The sequence below is a fragment of the Acidisoma cellulosilyticum genome, assembly GCF_020621385.1.
GTDB classification, from domain to species: Bacteria; Pseudomonadota; Alphaproteobacteria; order Acetobacterales; family Acetobacteraceae; genus Acidisoma; species Acidisoma cellulosilyticum.
In genome coordinates this window covers 509773-526227 of the sequence record NZ_JAESVA010000002.1, presented here as the reverse complement: position 1 = coordinate 526227, position 16455 = coordinate 509773, and the positions used below count along the sequence as shown (strand labels likewise).

Here is a 16455-nt window from a genome sequence, read left to right as displayed (position 1 = left end):
CGCGCTGGCTAGAACCGGTTCAGGTTCGCCGCGCAATAATCTAGAGGACGATGCCGGATGGCTGGTGAGATGACGCGGGCGCTGATGCGCCAGATGGGCGCGCCCCTGGTTCTGGGCTGCGATTCCATCCCGACGCCAGGGCCGGGTGAGGTCCTGATCCGTGTCGCCGCCTGCGGCGTCTGCCATTCCGACCTGCATATCGTTGACGGTGACTGGGGCATGCCGCCCAAACTGCCGCTGATCCCGGGGCATGAGGTGGTGGGCGAGGTCATCTCCTATGGCCCCGACACGATCGGGCCGGCTGTCGGCGCGATTGTCGGTGTCGCCTGGAACGGCGGCGCCTGCGGCCATTGCCGCGCCTGCCTGGAAGGCGATGAGACGATCTGCCGGGAGTCCGAGGGCACCGGCTTCAGCCGCGACGGCGGCTATGCCGATTATATCGTCGCGCGTGCGGCCTTCGTGGTGGAATTGCCGAAGGACGTGGATGCCGCACGGTTCGCCCCCGTGCTCTGCGCCGGGGTCACCACCTATCGCGGGTTGAAGCGCGCGCAACTGCGGCCGGGCGCGTTTGTCGCTGTCATCGGCTGCGGCGGCTTGGGTCAGATGGCCGTGCAATATGCGCGCGCCATGGGCTTCCGGCCTATCGCGGTCGATCTCGATGCCGGCAAGCTGGAACTCGCGACGCGCCTGGGTGCGGTCGCCACGGTCAAGGGCGACGTGGCCGATCTGCCGGCAGAACTCCGCGCCATTGCGGGTGAGGCCGGCCTGCGCGCGGCGATTGTCGTGGCGCCTGCACTCAGTGCCTTCACCGCCGCCATCGCGGCGATCTCGCCCGGTGGCGCGGTCATCTTCATCGCGCTGCCCGCGAAGGACCGTGACACACTGCCGGTCTCGATCTCCACACTCGCGAATTTCGAGAAGCGGCTGATCGGCTCCAATGTCGGCACGCGGGCGGATTTGATGGAGGCGGTGGAACTGGCGCTGACCGCCGGTATCCTGGCTGATGTCGAGACAATGCCGCTGGCCGAGGCCAATGCGGCGCTGGATCGGCTGCGCCGTGGTCAGGTGCCAGGGCGGCTTGTGCTGACGACCTGACGGCCAGCGCTGAGCATCGCCGCGATGCTCATCTGTACATCGGCGTCTGTGGTGGACCAGTTGCAGACGCTGATGCGCATGGCGGTGCGGCCCTGCCACACCGTGCCGCCACACCAGCAGATGCCGTCTGCCTGAATCCGAGCGATTACCGCGCGCGTTTCCTCTGGCGATCCGAAGGAGACCAGCACCTGGTTGAGCACGACGTCATTGAGGATGTCGTAACCTTCATCCTGAAGAGCTTGAGCGAATGCACGCGCGTGTCGGCATGTGCGGTCAATAAGGTCGGAAATGCCGTCGCGGCCAAGGTTGAGCAGGGCCGCCCAAATTTCCACGCCGCGTGCGCGGCGGGAGGATTCGGGCGTGTAATGCGCGGGTTCTCGGCCGCCCGCCTCGCCTTGGGCATGATAGACGGCGGTGGCCGCCATTGCTTCCCGCAGATCCGCCGGGTTGCGGACGAAAACGATGCCGCTGTCATAAGGCACGTTCAGCCATTTATGCCCGTCCGTGGCCCAGGAATCCGCTTCCGCGAAGCCCGCGCTAATCGCGGTCATGGCCGGGTTGGCAATGGCCCAAAGGCCGAAGGCGCCGTCGACATGCACCCAGGCGCCGGCTTTTTTCGCCCGGAGACAGATCTCTGCCGCAGGGTCGAATGCGCCGGTATTCACGTTGCCGGCCTGGATGCAGAGGATGGTATGGTCATCGAGAGCCGGCAGGGCATCGATCCGCATCCGCCCTTGGGTGTCGGTCGGCACGCGGATCACGCGATCACGCCCGAGTCCCAGCAGAGAGAGCGCCTTCAGAACCGTGACATGAACTTCATCGCTGACGATGACACGCAATTCCGGCGCGCCGTACAGGCCCTTTGCCTCCACATCCCAGCCCTGTCGCGCGAGGATCGCGTGACGGGCAGCGGCCAATGCGGTGACATTCGCCATCGACGCACCGGTGACGAAACCGCCTGCTGTGCCGCTAGGCAAGCCGAATAGATCGATGAGCCAGGTGAGCGCCACATCTTCAAGCGTTGCTGCGATGGGGGAGGTCGCGCGGAAGCAAGCATTCTGATCCCAGGCGGCCGCGAGCCAACTGGCCGCGACGGTCGCGGGCAGCGCGCCACCGATGACTAGGCCGAAATACCGCCCGCCTGCGGTGGCGGTGGTTGCGGGCGATCCGATCTCGTCCAGCCGGCTGATCACCGCGCTCGCATCCAGGCCTGATTGTGGCAGTGGATGGCGGAGGTCGTCCAGACGCCGCAGAGCCTCGGGCGAGGCCGTCACCGGCCGGTCCCGGACGCTGTGCAGATAGGCGATGGCGCGGTCTGCCGCCTCTCGCAAAGCCCTGTCTGCTGGCGTTGGTTCCATGCCTGGCTTATCCCGATCACAGCGGCAGTTTTGCCGCGCTGTCCGGGATGCTCCGACCTTGGATATTCGTCAACGTGCTGGCCTTCTTCTGGGTCTCCCGCGCATTGACTTGGTCATCCGCGCACGTGTTGCGCGGACCTACCCGACGTGGCGCCCAAACGCCGACTGGGCGCCGCATCGGATAGACCCCCGGAACAAGTCCGGGGGCGACGAAAGTGAGAAAGCCTGCGCGTTCAGCCAGCCGCCTTCAGGATCAGGTCGGCGATCGTCTCAGGATGCGAGATCATCGAGACATGGCTCGACTTCACCTCGATCGTATGCGCGCCCATGCGCTTCGCCATGAAGCGTTCCAGATCCGAATTGATGGTCCGGTCCTGGGTGGAGACGGCATAGAAGCTCGGCTTGTGACGCCAGGCCGCCTGCGTCACCTGGCCGGCGAGCAGCGCCTTATGGAAGGGTTCCTGCACCGCATACAGCACGCGTGCCTTGGCAGCCGGAACGTCACCCGCAAAGTCGCGCAAAAAAGCCTCTTCCGTCAGGCGGCCTTCATCACCGTCAAACACGATCCCGGCGGAAGCCGGCGGCGTCGGGAAGGTCTTGGCCAGGGCCGTGTAGTTCTCGCCCGCATCCGGGGCGCGCGCCGCGACATAGACGAGTGACGCCACATTCGGGTGCATGCCGGCTTCCGTCACAATCATGCCCGAGAAGGAATGGCCGACCAGCACGGTGGGGCCGTTCTGCCGGTTCAGCACGCGCTCGGCCGAGGCAACCGCGTCCGGCAGGGTCGTCAGCGGGTTCTGAACGGAGGTGACGTTCAGCCCGGCCGCCTGCAGGCGGGGGATGACCAGATTCCAGCAGGACCCGTCGGCGAACAGCCCATGGACCAGCACGATATTGCGGGCCTTCGCACCCGGCGCCACGGGTGTCGCCGGGACAGTGGCGGTGGTGGCGGTCGCGTCTGCGGCGACGGTATCGGCATGGGCCTTGGTCGCGATGACGGTGGCGGCGGCACCCGCCATAATGGCGGTCGAGAAGTTGCGGCGGTTCAACATGGCAATTCATCCTAATGATGTGCCGCTCGCGGTCTGCGACAGCGGCTTCAAGGGTGGTTTCGCTTTCGCCTGCGGGAACGCATCATGGGCGGCGCGCAATCCGACGCGCGGCAGGGCTGCGGAAGATTTTTAGGCGTGCGCGTGACAAATCTGGTTTTCGATCGAATGGGCTTCTGATGAGCGTGACGGAGGAGCGGTGGTCCGCCGCCATGCGGGCCGAACGCGCGGGGGATAAGGCGGCCTATGAGTGGCTGTTGCGTGACGTCAGCCGGGTGTTGCGGCCGTCTGTCCGTAGCCGGGTCGCGGGCCTCGGCCTGCCTGCGGCGGAGATTGAGGATATTCTGCAGGAAGTGTTGATCGGCCTGCATACGATGCGGCAGCGCTGGGACGCCGAGCGGCCCTTCCTGCCCTGGGTCTACGCGATCCTGCGCTACAAGCTGACGGATGCGGTTCGGCGCCGCACGCGGGAGCGACGCCGGCAGATCGATCTCTCCGAGGACGAATGGGGGGCGATCGTGGATCAGGCGGCGGCGGCCGACGAGGCTCTGTCCGCAGCACGCGGGCTGGATCAGGCCTTGTCGGCCTTGCCGGAGGGCCAGCGCCAGGTGGTGGAGGCGCTGGCGGTCGATGGCGCTTCTGTCCGGGAAACGGCGGATGCGCTGCATGTCACCGAAGGGGCAGTGCGCATGACGATGCACCGCGCCATGAAGCGGCTTTCCGCACTTGCCGGCGGAAATACGAAGGGAGACCAGGGATGAGCGACACGGATTTCATAGTGCGATTGGCGACTGAGGCCGGGCAGGGATGTGGATCGGCCCGTTTCGGCAGGCCGCTGCTGCTGGGCACGCTCGGCGCCTTCGTGGTCGCGATCGCGCTGATCCTGGCGGTCTTCGCCGGCACCTTCGATGCGGCCAGCGTGCTGCAATCCTATCCCTTCCATTTCAAGGAGGGGACCATGCTGCTGCTCGCTGCCGGGGCCTTCTGGCTGCTGCACCAGCAGGGGATACCGGGTACCAGTGATCGCGCCGCCTGGGCGCTGCTACCGGGGCCGCTTCTTCTTTGTGTCCTGGCATTGACCGATGGCAGCGGCTACCCGCTGCTGGGTCGGGATTCGGCCTCCGTGCCGATCTGCTATTTCGCGATCCTCGGTGCGGCCGTGCCGGCGCTCGCCATTCTACTGTATGTCAGCAAGCGCGGTGTCGTGACGCGGCCTGGGCGAGCGGGCGCGGTGGCCGGCATTCTGGCCGGTGCGCTGGGGGCTGCCGCCTATGCCATCGCCTGCAAGAATGACGGCGCGCGCTTCGTCATCCTGTGGTACGGCGCGGCCGTCGGTACCATCACCTGCGCGGGCGCCGTCATCGGCCAGCGCTATCTGCGCTGGTAGGACCCGCTACCGGATCAGAATCGCCCGGAAGTCATTCACATTGGTCAGCGTCGGGCCGGTGATGACGCCCGCGCCCAGCGCCTCGAAGAAACCATGGCCGTCATTGGCGTCGAGCGATGTCTGCGCCGCGATGCCCAATGCGGCGGCTTGAGACAAAGTGGCGGGGGAGATGACGGCCCCCGCAATCTCCTCCGCGCCGTCGACGCCATCGGTATCGCCGGCAATCGCGGAAATGCCGGCCTTGCCCTTCAGCGCGATGGCGAGCGACAGCAGAAACTCCACATTCCGCCCGCCACGCCCGGTGCCGCGCACCGTCACCGTCGTTTCCCCGCCCGATAGCAGCACGCAGGGCGCCTGCACGGGCTGACCGTGCCGGGCGACCTGCAGCGCGATGCCAGCCATGACGCGGCCGACCTCGCGGGATTCGCCCTCGATCGCGTCACCCAGAACGATGGGCGTAATACCGGCGGCCTCCGCCACGCGGGCTGCGGCTTCCAGCGCCGCCTGCGGTGTCGCGATCATGCGCGTCTCGGCACCGATGAAGGCAGGGTTGCCGGGTTTGGGCGATTCGAAACGCGGGTCGGCCAGGACGGCCGCGACCGATGGCGGCAGGTCGATACCGTAGCGGGCCAGCACGGCGCGGGCTTCCGCCTGGGTGGTGGCGTCGGCGACGGTCGGGCCGGACGCGATGACGGAGGGATCATCCCCCGGCACATCGGAAATGACGAGTGTCACGAGACGGGCCGGGGCGGCAGCCTGGGCCAGCCGTCCGCCTTTCACGGCAGACAGGTGCTTGCGGACGCAGTTCATCTCCTCGATGGCCGCGCCCGAGCGCAGCAGCGCCCGGTTGATGGCCTGCTTGTCCGTGAGCGTCACGCCGGGCAGGGGGGCTGCCAGCAGTGCCGAGCCGCCGCCGGAGATGAGACAGAGAACCAGATCCTGCGGCGTCAGGCCCTGCACCCTATCCAGAATGCGCCAAGCGGCGGCCTCGCCGGCCGCGTCCGGCACCGGATGGCTGGCTTCGACGACCTCGATTCGGTCGAGCGCGCCGACGCCATGGCCGTAGCGCGTGACGACCAGACCGCTCAGCGGCTTGTCTTGCGGCCAGGCGCGTTCGACCGCGCGGGCCATGCTCGCGGCGGCCTTGCCGGCGCCCACGACAATGGTGTGGCCCGCCGGCGGCATCGGCAGATGGAAGGGCAGCGTGTGGTCCGGCGAAGCGGAGTCGATGGCCGCCTGAAACATATGCCGCAGTAGTTTTTCGTCGTCAGTCACGGCTCTTCCTTCAGCATCAGGCGCGCATCATCGCCAGCTTGCACCGGTTCCATGGGCAGGAAAAGCGCGTGCCAGTCAGGACAGGAATTGTGACATTGCTCCCATCGTTCTGTGACGACCCTTTCAGATGGAGTTGTCATTCGGACGCAATCTGATAAAGATGTCGCAAGAGACGGTTCATGTTTTGAGTGACCGCGTGGAACTCACCAGAGGTTCCAAGGAGGAAACGATGATCGCCAAAGGCCCAAGCCTTGGCACTGCGGAGCATTGCGCGTGAGTGCGTCAGCTGTCGCGGACAAGCCGCAGCCAGCCGGCGATATCGCCGTCGACTGCAGCAGCCTGACCAAATCCTATGAAGGCGTGCCTGTTCTGCGCGGCATCTCGGCGCGCTTTATGCGCGGCACCGTGAATGTGCTGGCGGGGGAGAATGGCGCCGGAAAATCCACGCTTTTCAAGATCATATCGGGACAGGTGACGCCGGACAGCGGCCATTTGGCTTTGTTCGGCGACGATGTGCGGCGGTTTGACGCGCGTCACGCTCAGGGTCTGGGCGTTTCCATCATTCCACAGGAACTGGCCCCCATCCCGGATATGAAGGTGTGGCAGAACCTGATGATCGGGCGGGAGAAAAGCGGCTTCGGCCTGCTTCGCCGCAAGCAGATGATCGAGGAAGCGGTCGCCATGATGGAGGGCGTCGGTCTTTCCGTTGACCCCTCCCTGCCGATGAAACGTCTCAACGTCGCAACCACGCAGATGATCGAAATCCTGAAGGCGACGTCGCGTCAGGCCAAGATCATTCTGATGGATGAGCCGACATCCTCGCTCAGCGGTCGGGAGGTGGAGCAGCTGTTTCGCGTCATCCGTCGCCTGCAGGCCGATGGCGTCTGCATCCTTTATACCAGTCATCGCATGGAAGAGATCGAGGCGATTTCGGACACCGTCGCCATCATGCGGGACGGTGCCATCATCCGTCATGCACCGACCTCGACGCTGACCGAACGGGCCATCATCGCCGATATGGTCGGGCGCGAGATCACCGAGCTGTTCCCGGATCGGCAGATCACCGAGAGTGACAAGCCGGTTCTGGAAGTCAGCAATCTTGCCGTCAAAGGCTATAAGTCCTTGGTCTCCTTCACCGTGAAGGCCGGCGAGATTCTCGGCCTCGGCGGGCTTATCGGCGCCGGGCGGAGCGAGATGCTGGAAGCGATCTACGGCATGCGCCGCGCGACCGGTTCGCTGCGCCTGGACGGCCGCGATCTGCCGCTGGGCCATATGAAGGAATCGATCAAGCGCGGCATCGCCATGGTGCCGGAGGATCGGAAAATCTCCGGCATCCTGACCTCGCTCTCCATCCTCGACAATATCACCTTGCCGCATCTGAACTCTTTCGTGACGCCGGGCGGCTTGCTGGAAAACGGCAAACGCCGCGCGCAGGCGCTGGATGTTCTGAAGCGCACCAAGGTCGCTTATGCGACACTGGGGCAGAAGGTCGGGCATCTGTCGGGCGGCAATCAGCAGAAGGTGGCGCTGGCGCGCTGGCTTGTCACCGGCACACCGCGCCTGCTGATCCTGGATGAGCCGACGCGCGGCATCGATGTCGGTGCGCGCAGCGAGCTTTATCGTCTCATCAACGATCTCGCCGCCCAGGGTGTGGCGGTTCTGCTGGCATCGTCCGATATGCCGGAACTTATCAACCTCAGTCACCGTGTCCTCGTCATCCGCGAAGGGGCGATCATGGGAGAGCTGAAGAAGAACGAGCTGGAACAGGAAGCGATCCTGCGTCTGGCGATGGGAAGGTCGTCCAATGGCAAGCAATAGCGTTACCCCGGCGGTTGCCAACGCGACCGAACCGAAGGGCATGCCGTCGCCGCGGCAATTGGGCCGCTTCGCACTGCGTTACGCTCTGGTGATCATCCTGGCCTTGTTCCTGGTGACATTGGCCGTTTCGAATCGCAGCTTCCTGACCTTCTCCAATATGAACGTCATCCTGATTCAGGTGGCGGCGAATGCGCTGCTGGCGACGGGCGCGACTTTCGTGATCCTGACCGGCGGTATCGATCTTTCGGTCGGCAGCATCGTCGGTCTGTCCGGTGTCGTCGGGGCCTTGTTCGCGCAGGATGACGGCGTTCTGACCTGCACCGAAGCTGTTATCCTCGGCATCGCGGCCGGCACGGCTATCGGCGCCTTCAACGGCGCGCTGGTCGCTTTCGCCCGCGTGCCGCCTTTCGTGGCGACTCTCGGCAATATGACGGTCGCGTCCGGCCTTGCCTTCGTGGCCAGCGACGGCCAGCCGATTTCGGGCCTGTCCGACCAGTTCCTGGCGCTGAGCGGCAAGGTCTTCGGGCTGTCCATTCCGGTCGCGGTGATGATCGTCGTCGTGGTCCTGGCCTGGATCATTCTCGCCCGCACCAAATTCGGCATGCATATCTATGCCGTCGGCGGCAATCCGCAGGCCGCCCGCGTGGCGGGCGTGAACCTCCGTACCAATCGCTTCGCGGTCTATACGATCTCGGGCTTCCTCGCCGGTATCGCGGGCGTCATCCTGGCCGCACGTGCCACCGCCGGTATCGCGACCAACGGCACGGGCTATGAGCTGAACGCCATCGCGGCGGCCGTCATCGGCGGCATCAGCCTGGCCGGCGGACGCGGTTCCATCATCGGCACCGTCTTCGGCTTCCTGATCATCGGGGTGCTCGATAACGGCCTCAACATCATCAATGTTTCACCCTTCTACCAGCTCATCGTCAAAGGCCTGATCATCATCGGCGCGGTCTTCGTGGACAGCGTGATGAACCGCGGCGACGACTGAGCCTGAAGATGCCGTGCCTTGGCTGCTCCGCCACCCGTGGTGGCGGAGATCCTCAAAAGCAAAAATGCGACCATAAAAGGGATAGAGAAATGCCGTCCAAATTCCTCAAGCATCTTCTGGCGGGCGCTGCCCTCTCATTCGGCATCGCGGGCGCTGCCCCGGCTTTCGCCGATAGCGCGCATCCTGTCATCGGTTTCACCGTTTATGACATGTCCTCCTTCATCTCCCTCGGCAAGCGCGGCGTCGAGAAGGTGGCCGAGGCCAATCACGCCACCCTGCTGTGGAACAGCGCTGGCATGGACGTGAACGCCCAGATCTCGCAGTTCCAGCAGTTCATCAACCGCAAGGTCGATGCGATCGTCGTCGCTCCGGTGAATTCCGCGACGCTGACGCCGCAGATCAAGGCTGCCAAGGAAGCCGGTATCGCGGTCATCGTGACCAACCTGACGGCGAGCCCGGATGCGACGCCGTACCTCACCTCCTATGTCGGCCCGGATGACGTGATGGCCGGCGCGAATGAGGCGAAGCACATGGTCGCCGTCCTCGGCGGCAAGGGCAATGTCGTGGTTCTGCAGGGGCCGCTCGGCCAGTCCGGCGAAATTGATCGCACCAAGGGCATCAAGCAGGTCCTGGCGCAGAATCCGGGCGTGACCGTGCTCGCCATCCAGCCCGGCAATTGGGCGCGTAACCAGGCTTACAGCATCACGCAGGATTGGCTGTCGCGCTACGGCAGCAAGATCGACGGCATCATCGCCGAGAATGACGACATGGCCATCGGCGCCATTCAGGCGCTGAAGGAAAAGGGCCTTGCCGGCAAGATCCCGGTCACCGGCACGGACGGCATCAAGGACGGCATGCGTGCGGTTCGTGACGGCACCGAGCTGGAAAGCAACCTGCAGGATGGCCCGCTGGAACTGGGCATGGCCGAGCAGGTCGCCATCAACCATGTCCAGGGCAAGCCGGTTCCGGCCACCGCCATGTTCATCATGCCGGAACTGACCAAGGACAATGTCGACCATTACTATACGCAGATGTATGGCGACTTTAACGGCTTCCTGAACACGCTGCCGGCGCTGATCAACGCCAATCTGGCGTCCGGCAACTACGGCAACCAGTAACACCAAGCCTTAGACTGTAGAGGCACCCGGCTCATTCATGAGCCGGGTCGCCCTTGCCCCATGACGGAGCCGGAGTCTTATGGGAGATGATAGTCAGAAAGTGCGGGGTGTCGACGGCAGGCGTCAGCGCATTCTGAACTACCTTTTGAAAGAGACCGCAGCCCAGGTCGATGAACTGGCGGAGCGCTTCGGCGTCAGCCGCATGACGGTGCATCGCGATCTGGATGCGCTGTCGGAACAGGGTTTCGTCCGCAAGGTGCATGGGGGCGCCCGCGTACAATCCTTCACGCTGGTGGAAACCGATTTCGCGCAGCGCGGCACCATCGCGACCGCCGAGAAGCGGGCCATCGCACGCCTCGCGGCCGAGCTTGTGCAGCCCGGCCAGATCATCGCCATCGACGATTCCAGCACCTCGACCTTTCTCGCCGAGCAATTGGCGCCGATTTCACCGCTAACGGTCATCACCAATGGACTTGGACCCTTGGAACGGCTGCGCGGCGATCCCGGCAAGACCGTGATTTGCCTCGGCGGCACCTATTACGAGCATTTCCACGCCTTCTTCGGCCTTGTCTGCGAACAGGCCATGCGCGGTTTGCGCGCCAATATGGCTTTCATCTCGGCCCAGAGCATCTGGGATAATACGCTCTATCATTCGGAGGAGGACGTCGCGAAAATCAAGCTGACGATGGCCTCCGTCGCGACGGAGCGCGTGCTGATGGCCAATAGCCAGAAATTTGGCGTCACCGCCTTGCATCGCTTCGGCGATGTCGCGGATTTCGACATCATCATTACGGATTGCGGCATTTCGGCGCCGGATCTGGATAAATTGCGGGAGACCAAGCTGCAGATCAAACTGGCCGATCCGCAGCAGACCTAACCGGCCTCGCGCAACCCATCCCTCACCAGGATCAGAACCATGACAACAAGTCTCGCCAAAGCCTACGACCTTTCCGGTCAGGTCGCGATCGTCACCGGCGGCGCCCAAGGCATCGGCCTTGCCATTTCGACCATGCTGGCCGAGCAGGGCGCGCGCATCGTCATCGTGGATCAGAACCCGGCCGTCAGCGATATCGCGGAAGCATTGGGCAATGGCAGCTACGGCCTGGCCGTCGATGTGCGGGATGACGCTGCCGTCCATGCGGCGGTCGATGAGATTGCGGGCGAGAACGGCCGCATCGACATTCTGGTCAATAATGTCGGCATTGCGCCGATTGCACTCGCGACCGATCTGACCATGGGTCAATGGGATGCGACCTTCGCCATCAATCTCCGCGCGGCCTTCATGTTCAGCCAGGCCGCTGGCAAGCATATGATCAAGCGCGGCTATGGCCGCATCGTCAGCATGGCGTCGCAGGCGGCGATCGTGGCGCTTGAGGGCCATATCGCCTATACGGCGAGCAAGGCCGGCATCATCGCCATGTCCAAGGTTCTGGCCTTGGAATGGGGCCCTTACGGCATCACCGCCAATACGATCTCACCCACCGTCGTCAATACCGCGATGGGTCGTGAGGTCTGGGCGGGTGAGAAGGGCATTGCTTTCCGCGCCAAGATCCCGGTCGGCCGCTTCGGCGAGGTCGAGGAAATCGCCCATGGCGTGCTCTATCTGGTCAGCGGCGCGGCCGGGCTGATCAACGGCGAGAACCTCGTCATCGACGGCGGCTATACCGTCGTCTGACGGTTAATCGTCATGCGCGCCGCGCCCCGTCATCCGCGGACTCGTTCCGCGGACCTACCCGGCCGGGCGCCTGGCGGGCCGCTTGCCCGCACACGACAGATTGGGGGTCGAGTCCGATCAAATCGGACAGACGCTAAACCTCTCATGAAAGTTTCATGCGCCTAGGGCAGCATTCCGGACCATCATTTTCCGCGCGCTGATGATCAGCGCGCCATCCCCTCGGGGCGTGAGAAGCCCGCGCCAAGGCAGGCTTTTGGAGAGGTCTAGACATTTGGATATGCGCGCCTGATAAACGATCATGGCTAAATCTGATCGAACCACAGATACGCAGTTTGCGGCGTTGCCCTACCGACTCGAGAAGGGTGAGCTTGAAGTGATGCTCATCACCAGCCGTGGCCGCGGGCGTTGGGTCATACCGAAGGGCTGGCCGATGATCGGCCGCAAGCCGCATGAGGCAGCCGAGATCGAGGCGTTTCAGGAAGCCGGCGTCAAAGGCAAGGTCGAGAAAAAGCCGATCGGCACCTATGCCTATTCGAAGCGCTTGCCGGATGGCGAGGACCGACTGTTTTTCGTCGTCGTCTTTCCGCTGCGGGTAACGTTGGAAGCGGTCAAGTGGCGGGAGCGCGCGGAGCGCAAGCGCGTCTGGTTCGGCCGCGAGGATGCCGCCGCTTTGGTGGAAGAGGGCGGCCTGGCCGAAATCATCGCCAGTTGGCGGTAGGCGGCGCTTGCTTGCGTCAACTGCCGGCGGGGCGGCGCTGAATTTGGCGGACCTGGCTGTCCAGGCTACCTGAAAAGACGACGCCTTGCGGGCTGACGGGCAGCCCCCCGGCCGCCAGCGCCTCCGCACTCCAACGATTGCAGGTATGGTTCAGGGCATAGCCTTGGCTCGCCGCATAGAACTGGCTGCCGGGCCAATTGCCGGTCGCGATATAAAGCGGCGTTCCTGTTCCGTCCTTGGCGATTGCGGCCCAGAGAAAATCGGACAGGTGTTTTGCCCCGCCGGGCGGCAAGGGCAGGGTGATGACATGCGACGCGCCGTAAGCGTCGACCGGGTCGCCGCTGATGGCGCTGACCTCGATGGCGGCCGGACCGGGAAAGGGACCGATGATCCATTCGCCCAGCGTATGGGCGGGCGCGATCATGAAGGTGCGTTTGCCATAGCCGAAGACGAGCGTGCTGGCGCCCGGAAATATTTGCCGAAAGCGCGCAAGCGGCCCGCTGGCCTCCGTCGCCGGCAAGGCGATGTCGGTATGCCAACCATGGGTGACGAGGCTGACCTCACCTTTAGCCAAGGCAGGCGGCGGCAGGGGAGCACCCGGCAAAGGAGAATCGGCGCAGCTAGCCAGAAGCGCTGACAGCAGCAGACAGCCCAGCAGCAGCGGCCTGCTCGGCCGCCGATCAGACGTCATGTGGTCAGGGATCGGCGTGCAGGCGTTTGGTCAGCGCTCTCAGCAGCTGGCGCCGTTGCTCTTCTGGCAAGACCCGACCTGACCGTTCGGCATAACGATATAGGTCTTGGACGGCCGGGCGCTGCCGCCGCCGCTGGACGAGCTGCAGCCGGCCAAAGCGAGGCCAAGAAGGGAAAGCACCAGGGCGGCAAAGCGCATGAAGGACAGTCTCCGAACAATCCAGGAGGGTGATCTCAAGGGTTCGATACGCCGGATCGGGCGGGTCAAGCAAGCAGGCGAAGCGGTTCTATGACCGTGCCGCGCGCGCAAACCTTGCAGGGCCGGGCCTTGCCGCGCCCGGCTGTCGCCGGGGTCGACAGGCCCTGCCTTGGGCAGGCATTATTGTTGACATAACAACAAAAATCGATTCAGCGGGTGTTATTCTGGGTATCTGTCCGTGACGGCATCAAAACAGCGTGAAGATATGACGCTGTACTGTAACAATCTTTTGCAATTGAGGTGAAAAGCCAAGTGTAGCGCTATGCGCTGAGCGTAAGGCAGTGCTCGTCGTATGAGTCTCATGCCGTGAGTTGGAGAAGCGCCATCTATCGCCAAGGCGCAGATTGGCCATCAAAGAACACGGCAAAAAATACACATGGACTTTTTAGATCACGAGACGGCGGAGCAGGACGATCAGCCTGCAACCCGTCTTGATACCACGGCGATCAGCCCGGCGGCTTTGCCGTTCACGGCCCTCGTCGGACAGACGGTCATGGCCGCCAATGAATTGGTGAGCGCTTGGGCCATGCTTTATACGGCGATGTCCGGCCATAGCCTGCCCTTCGTCGGCTCGCTTTTCGACAAATGGGCGCGCGAAAGCGTGCAACGCGAGCATGTGTCGGAACTCGCAGGTCAGTTCCTGGGCAAATTGCCCCGGGAGCTGGAGCAGGTGGAGACATTGCTGGAGCGGGCGGAGGAGCTGGCGCATGAGCGTGACCTGCTCGTCAGCCAGCCCTGGAGCATCAGCCAACTGCATGAGATGCGGCAGGGCCAGCCGGTCGATTCGTCGGGCCATCTGCCCGTCCGGCGCGAATTCCTGCTGGAGCATATTGCGCAGTTCGAGATTCTGTTCGAGGCGTTGGAGCGGTTGCACAGCGATGTCATGGCGCTGGCGGCGGAATTCAGCCAGTCGCGCGATGTGGAGAAGGCGCGGGTGTTGAACCGCAGCGCTGTTCTGGCCGCAGAGTTGAAATCCGCCCAGAAGGGCCGGCGCATCAAGACGGGGTCCCGCCAAAAGGCTTGGCAGCCGCCGGTCGGAATTTAGACCTGACTCGTGCGTGAGACTCTATGACGGGCTTTCTGGCGGGCCAATCTGCGCGATACGGCAGGCCGGCAGGCCGTAGCGTGGTTTGAGCCAGGACAGAAGTGTGGCGGCCGGAACGGGTTTGCTGAACCCGTAGCCCTGGGCCTCATCGCAGCCGGCTGCACGCAGTTGGTCTGCGATTTCCATGGTCTCGACGCCTTCCGCGATGACGCGATAGCCAAGCTCATGGCAAAGGCTGATGGTCGAACTGACCAGCGCATATTTGCGCCTGTCTTCGGTCATGCCGTGCATGAAGCTCTGGTCCAGCTTCACCGTATGGGCAGGCAGCTGTTCCAGATAGGAAAGGCTGGAATAGCCGGTACCGAAATCGTCGATCGCGATCCGAACGCCGGCATGAGCGAGCGCATGCAAGGCCGCCATCGCGGCATCGTCGTTCAGGATGAAGGTGCCTTCGGTGATCTCAACCTCCAGCGCATGCGGCGGCAAGCCCCGCATTTCGAGCTTGGCAAGCAGGTGGCCGAGGAAGTCAGGCTCGCGCAGGTTATGGGCCGAGACGTTGACGGCCATGATGAAGTCCGGAAAATCCCGTCGCATTTCTGCCAATTGGTCGAGCGCGCTTTTAAGCACCCGATCGGTCAGGGCTTGCATCAGCATGGTCGGGTCGATCAGCGGGATGAACTCGCTCGGCGAGATCGAGCCGAGCTCGCTATGCGTCCAGCGCAGCAAGGCTTCGGCAGCGTAACAGCGGCCGGAGGACAGATCGACGCGCGGTTGGTAGACGAGAAAAAGCTCGTCCTCGCTCTCCATCGCGGCCGCGAAATTGCTTACGATCGCGAAGCGGCGCTGATGATCGCGATCCTGCTGGGGTGAATAGACACGAATATACTCGCGGGCCTGTCGCGCATCCTGCGCCGCACTATTGGCCATGCGCAGGATATCCTCCGCGTCATGATCGCCTGGCTTGAAGGGCAGAATACCCATCGCGATGGTGACGGCAAAACGGCTGAGCTGCCTGCGATTGATATTGCTCAGGCGCTGACTTAGTTGGCTGAGCAGAATGTCAAGATTGGCTTCTGGCGGCGGCAGAAGCGCCAATTGCGTTTGCGAAATCTGGTAAAGACGATAGGACTTATCAACCGAGCGTTGGAATGTCTGCGCAACATCGGCGACGACCTGATCAAGATGCCCTGGCCCCAGGACGCGCATGATGGCATCCACCTGCTGCTGCGGCATGATGTCCACCAGTGCTACAATCCCGTGCTGACCGGCATGTTGCACTGTCCAGTCGGTCATATCGAGGATGAATTGGGCGCGATTGGGCAATCGGGTGACCGGATCGATCATGCCGGTCACGACATTCATTTCCACTTGCGCCACCGCAATATCGGCAAGTTCCCGCAAAAGTGCGAGGTCGAAGCTGTCTGCTTCGCGCGATGAGGAATCGGCGATGCCAAGACAGCCGATTGCGAAACCATCCGGCAGGACGAGGGGGACGCCGGCAAAGAATTTGATGTGCGGCGTAAAGAAGGCCTCGGGCCGATAGCGTGATTGCGCGTCCAGATCGGGAATCACGATCGGCTCGCCGCGCAAAACGATCTCATAGGATGGGGAACCATCCATGGGGTGGCGGCGGTCACCCAGGCCGTGATTGGCAACCACGAACTGCCGATCCAGTCCTGCCACTGTCAGAGCGGCATAAGGGGTGCGGAACAGCTTCGCCGTCAGTGCGACGAGACGGTCGAAGGATTTGTTGCCGGAAATATCCGCAGCACGAACATGCCGCTGCATGGGCGGCGACGTCTTGTCTGAACCTGTCATAGGCAAGCCATCGTCCGGGAAGGCAATGACGGGCTCCTGAAAAACAAGACTTTTCAAATTAGTCCAGATGGTTAGCACCCTAACAATCACGCGTCTATGAGAGAGCTGCATCATGATGAATGCGTTATAAAAATTGCCAGAACCCGGTATTTTTCGGCT

Annotated in this window: 16 protein-coding genes; 10 read left to right on the top strand and 6 right to left on the bottom strand. The window is 63.4% G+C overall.

The genetic code is table 11. The features are described from left to right. Nucleotides 1-57: 57 nt before the first annotated feature. A complete protein-coding gene (locus tag ACELLULO517_RS06835; RefSeq protein ID WP_227306553.1) occupies nt 58-1095 on the top strand; it encodes an alcohol dehydrogenase catalytic domain-containing protein in 1038 nt (345 codons plus the stop codon). Here ACELLULO517_RS06835 and ACELLULO517_RS06830 read toward each other — a convergent pair. Both ACELLULO517_RS06830 and ACELLULO517_RS06825 read right to left on the bottom strand, forming a co-directional pair. After that, nucleotides 1062-2453 carry a pyridoxal phosphate-dependent decarboxylase family protein gene (locus ACELLULO517_RS06830; protein ID WP_227306552.1) on the bottom strand — a complete coding sequence of 464 codons (1392 nt, stop codon included), beginning with the start codon at nt 2451-2453 and terminating at the stop codon, nt 1062-1064. The two genes, ACELLULO517_RS06835 and ACELLULO517_RS06830, sit on opposite strands and share 34 nt — an antisense overlap. A gap of 233 nt (nt 2454-2686) precedes the next feature. Then, nucleotides 2687-3505, bottom strand: coding sequence for an alpha/beta fold hydrolase (locus ACELLULO517_RS06825; protein WP_227306551.1), 819 nt, complete (start codon nt 3503-3505; stop codon nt 2687-2689). Nucleotides 3506-3681: 176 nt separating this feature from the next. Between ACELLULO517_RS06825 and ACELLULO517_RS06820 the strand changes: the two genes are divergently transcribed. Together ACELLULO517_RS06820 and ACELLULO517_RS06815 are read left to right on the top strand one after the other, a co-directional pair. Further along, nucleotides 3682-4263 carry a sigma-70 family RNA polymerase sigma factor gene (locus ACELLULO517_RS06820; RefSeq protein ID WP_227306550.1) on the top strand — a complete coding sequence of 194 codons (582 nt, stop codon included), beginning with the start codon at nt 3682-3684 and terminating at the stop codon, nt 4261-4263. Next, entirely contained in the window at nt 4260-4889 is a 630-nt protein-coding gene (locus ACELLULO517_RS06815; protein WP_227306549.1) for an NrsF family protein, read from the top strand. The genes ACELLULO517_RS06820 and ACELLULO517_RS06815 overlap by 4 nt, the downstream gene beginning before the upstream one ends. 6 nt (nt 4890-4895) lie before the next feature. On the opposite strand, the gene ACELLULO517_RS06810 is transcribed toward ACELLULO517_RS06815, so the two are convergent. Beyond that, nucleotides 4896-6134: a glycerate kinase type-2 family protein gene (locus ACELLULO517_RS06810; protein ID WP_227306920.1), complete on the bottom strand. Its 1239-nt coding sequence runs from the start codon at nt 6132-6134 to the stop codon at nt 4896-4898. A 303-nt stretch (nt 6135-6437) separates the two neighbouring features. Between ACELLULO517_RS06810 and ACELLULO517_RS06805 the strand changes: the two genes are divergently transcribed. The 6 genes from ACELLULO517_RS06805 (at nt 6438) to ACELLULO517_RS06780 (ending at nt 12484) form a co-directional block, all read left to right on the top strand. After that, nucleotides 6438-7982, top strand: coding sequence for a sugar ABC transporter ATP-binding protein (locus ACELLULO517_RS06805; protein ID WP_227306548.1), 1545 nt, complete (start codon nt 6438-6440; stop codon nt 7980-7982). Beyond that, entirely contained in the window at nt 7969-8973 is a 1005-nt protein-coding gene (locus ACELLULO517_RS06800; protein ID WP_227306547.1) for an ABC transporter permease, read from the top strand. The genes ACELLULO517_RS06805 and ACELLULO517_RS06800 overlap by 14 nt, the downstream gene beginning before the upstream one ends. A gap of 89 nt (nt 8974-9062) precedes the next feature. Then, complete coding sequence (locus tag ACELLULO517_RS06795; protein ID WP_227306546.1) at nt 9063-10091, top strand: substrate-binding domain-containing protein; 1029 nt, start codon at nt 9063-9065, stop codon at nt 10089-10091. A 79-nt stretch (nt 10092-10170) separates the two neighbouring features. Continuing rightward, a complete protein-coding gene (locus ACELLULO517_RS06790) occupies nt 10171-10968 on the top strand; it encodes a DeoR/GlpR family DNA-binding transcription regulator (protein WP_227306545.1) in 798 nt (265 codons plus the stop codon). 39 nt (nt 10969-11007) lie between these two features. Further along, nucleotides 11008-11766, top strand: coding sequence for a GolD/DthD family dehydrogenase (locus ACELLULO517_RS06785; protein WP_227306544.1), 759 nt, complete (start codon nt 11008-11010; stop codon nt 11764-11766). Nucleotides 11767-12064: 298 nt separating this feature from the next. Next, nucleotides 12065-12484, top strand: a complete 420-nt coding sequence (locus ACELLULO517_RS06780; protein WP_227306543.1) for an NUDIX hydrolase — start codon at nt 12065-12067, stop codon at nt 12482-12484. Nucleotides 12485-12500: 16 nt separating this feature from the next. Here the strand turns inward: ACELLULO517_RS06780 and ACELLULO517_RS06775 are convergent, their stop codons facing one another. Both ACELLULO517_RS06775 and ACELLULO517_RS06770 read right to left on the bottom strand, forming a co-directional pair. Beyond that, the gene (locus ACELLULO517_RS06775) at nt 12501-13175 is read right to left on the bottom strand and encodes a DUF2459 domain-containing protein (protein ID WP_227306542.1); all 675 of its coding nucleotides are present in this window, start codon (nt 13173-13175) and stop codon (nt 12501-12503) included. 39 nt (nt 13176-13214) lie between these two features. After that, on the bottom strand, nt 13215-13373 hold the full coding sequence (locus ACELLULO517_RS06770) for a hypothetical protein (RefSeq protein ID WP_227306541.1): 159 nt from the start codon (nt 13371-13373) through the stop codon (nt 13215-13217). Nucleotides 13374-13809: 436 nt separating this feature from the next. Here ACELLULO517_RS06770 and ACELLULO517_RS06765 point away from each other — a divergent pair, with 436 nt between their 5' ends. Then, nucleotides 13810-14478 carry a hypothetical protein gene (locus ACELLULO517_RS06765; protein ID WP_227306540.1) on the top strand — a complete coding sequence of 223 codons (669 nt, stop codon included), beginning with the start codon at nt 13810-13812 and terminating at the stop codon, nt 14476-14478. A gap of 21 nt (nt 14479-14499) precedes the next feature. Here the strand turns inward: ACELLULO517_RS06765 and ACELLULO517_RS06760 are convergent, their stop codons facing one another. Then, nucleotides 14500-16296 carry a sensor domain-containing phosphodiesterase gene (locus ACELLULO517_RS06760; protein ID WP_227306539.1) on the bottom strand — a complete coding sequence of 599 codons (1797 nt, stop codon included), beginning with the start codon at nt 16294-16296 and terminating at the stop codon, nt 14500-14502. Nucleotides 16297-16455: the final 159 nt, after the last annotated feature.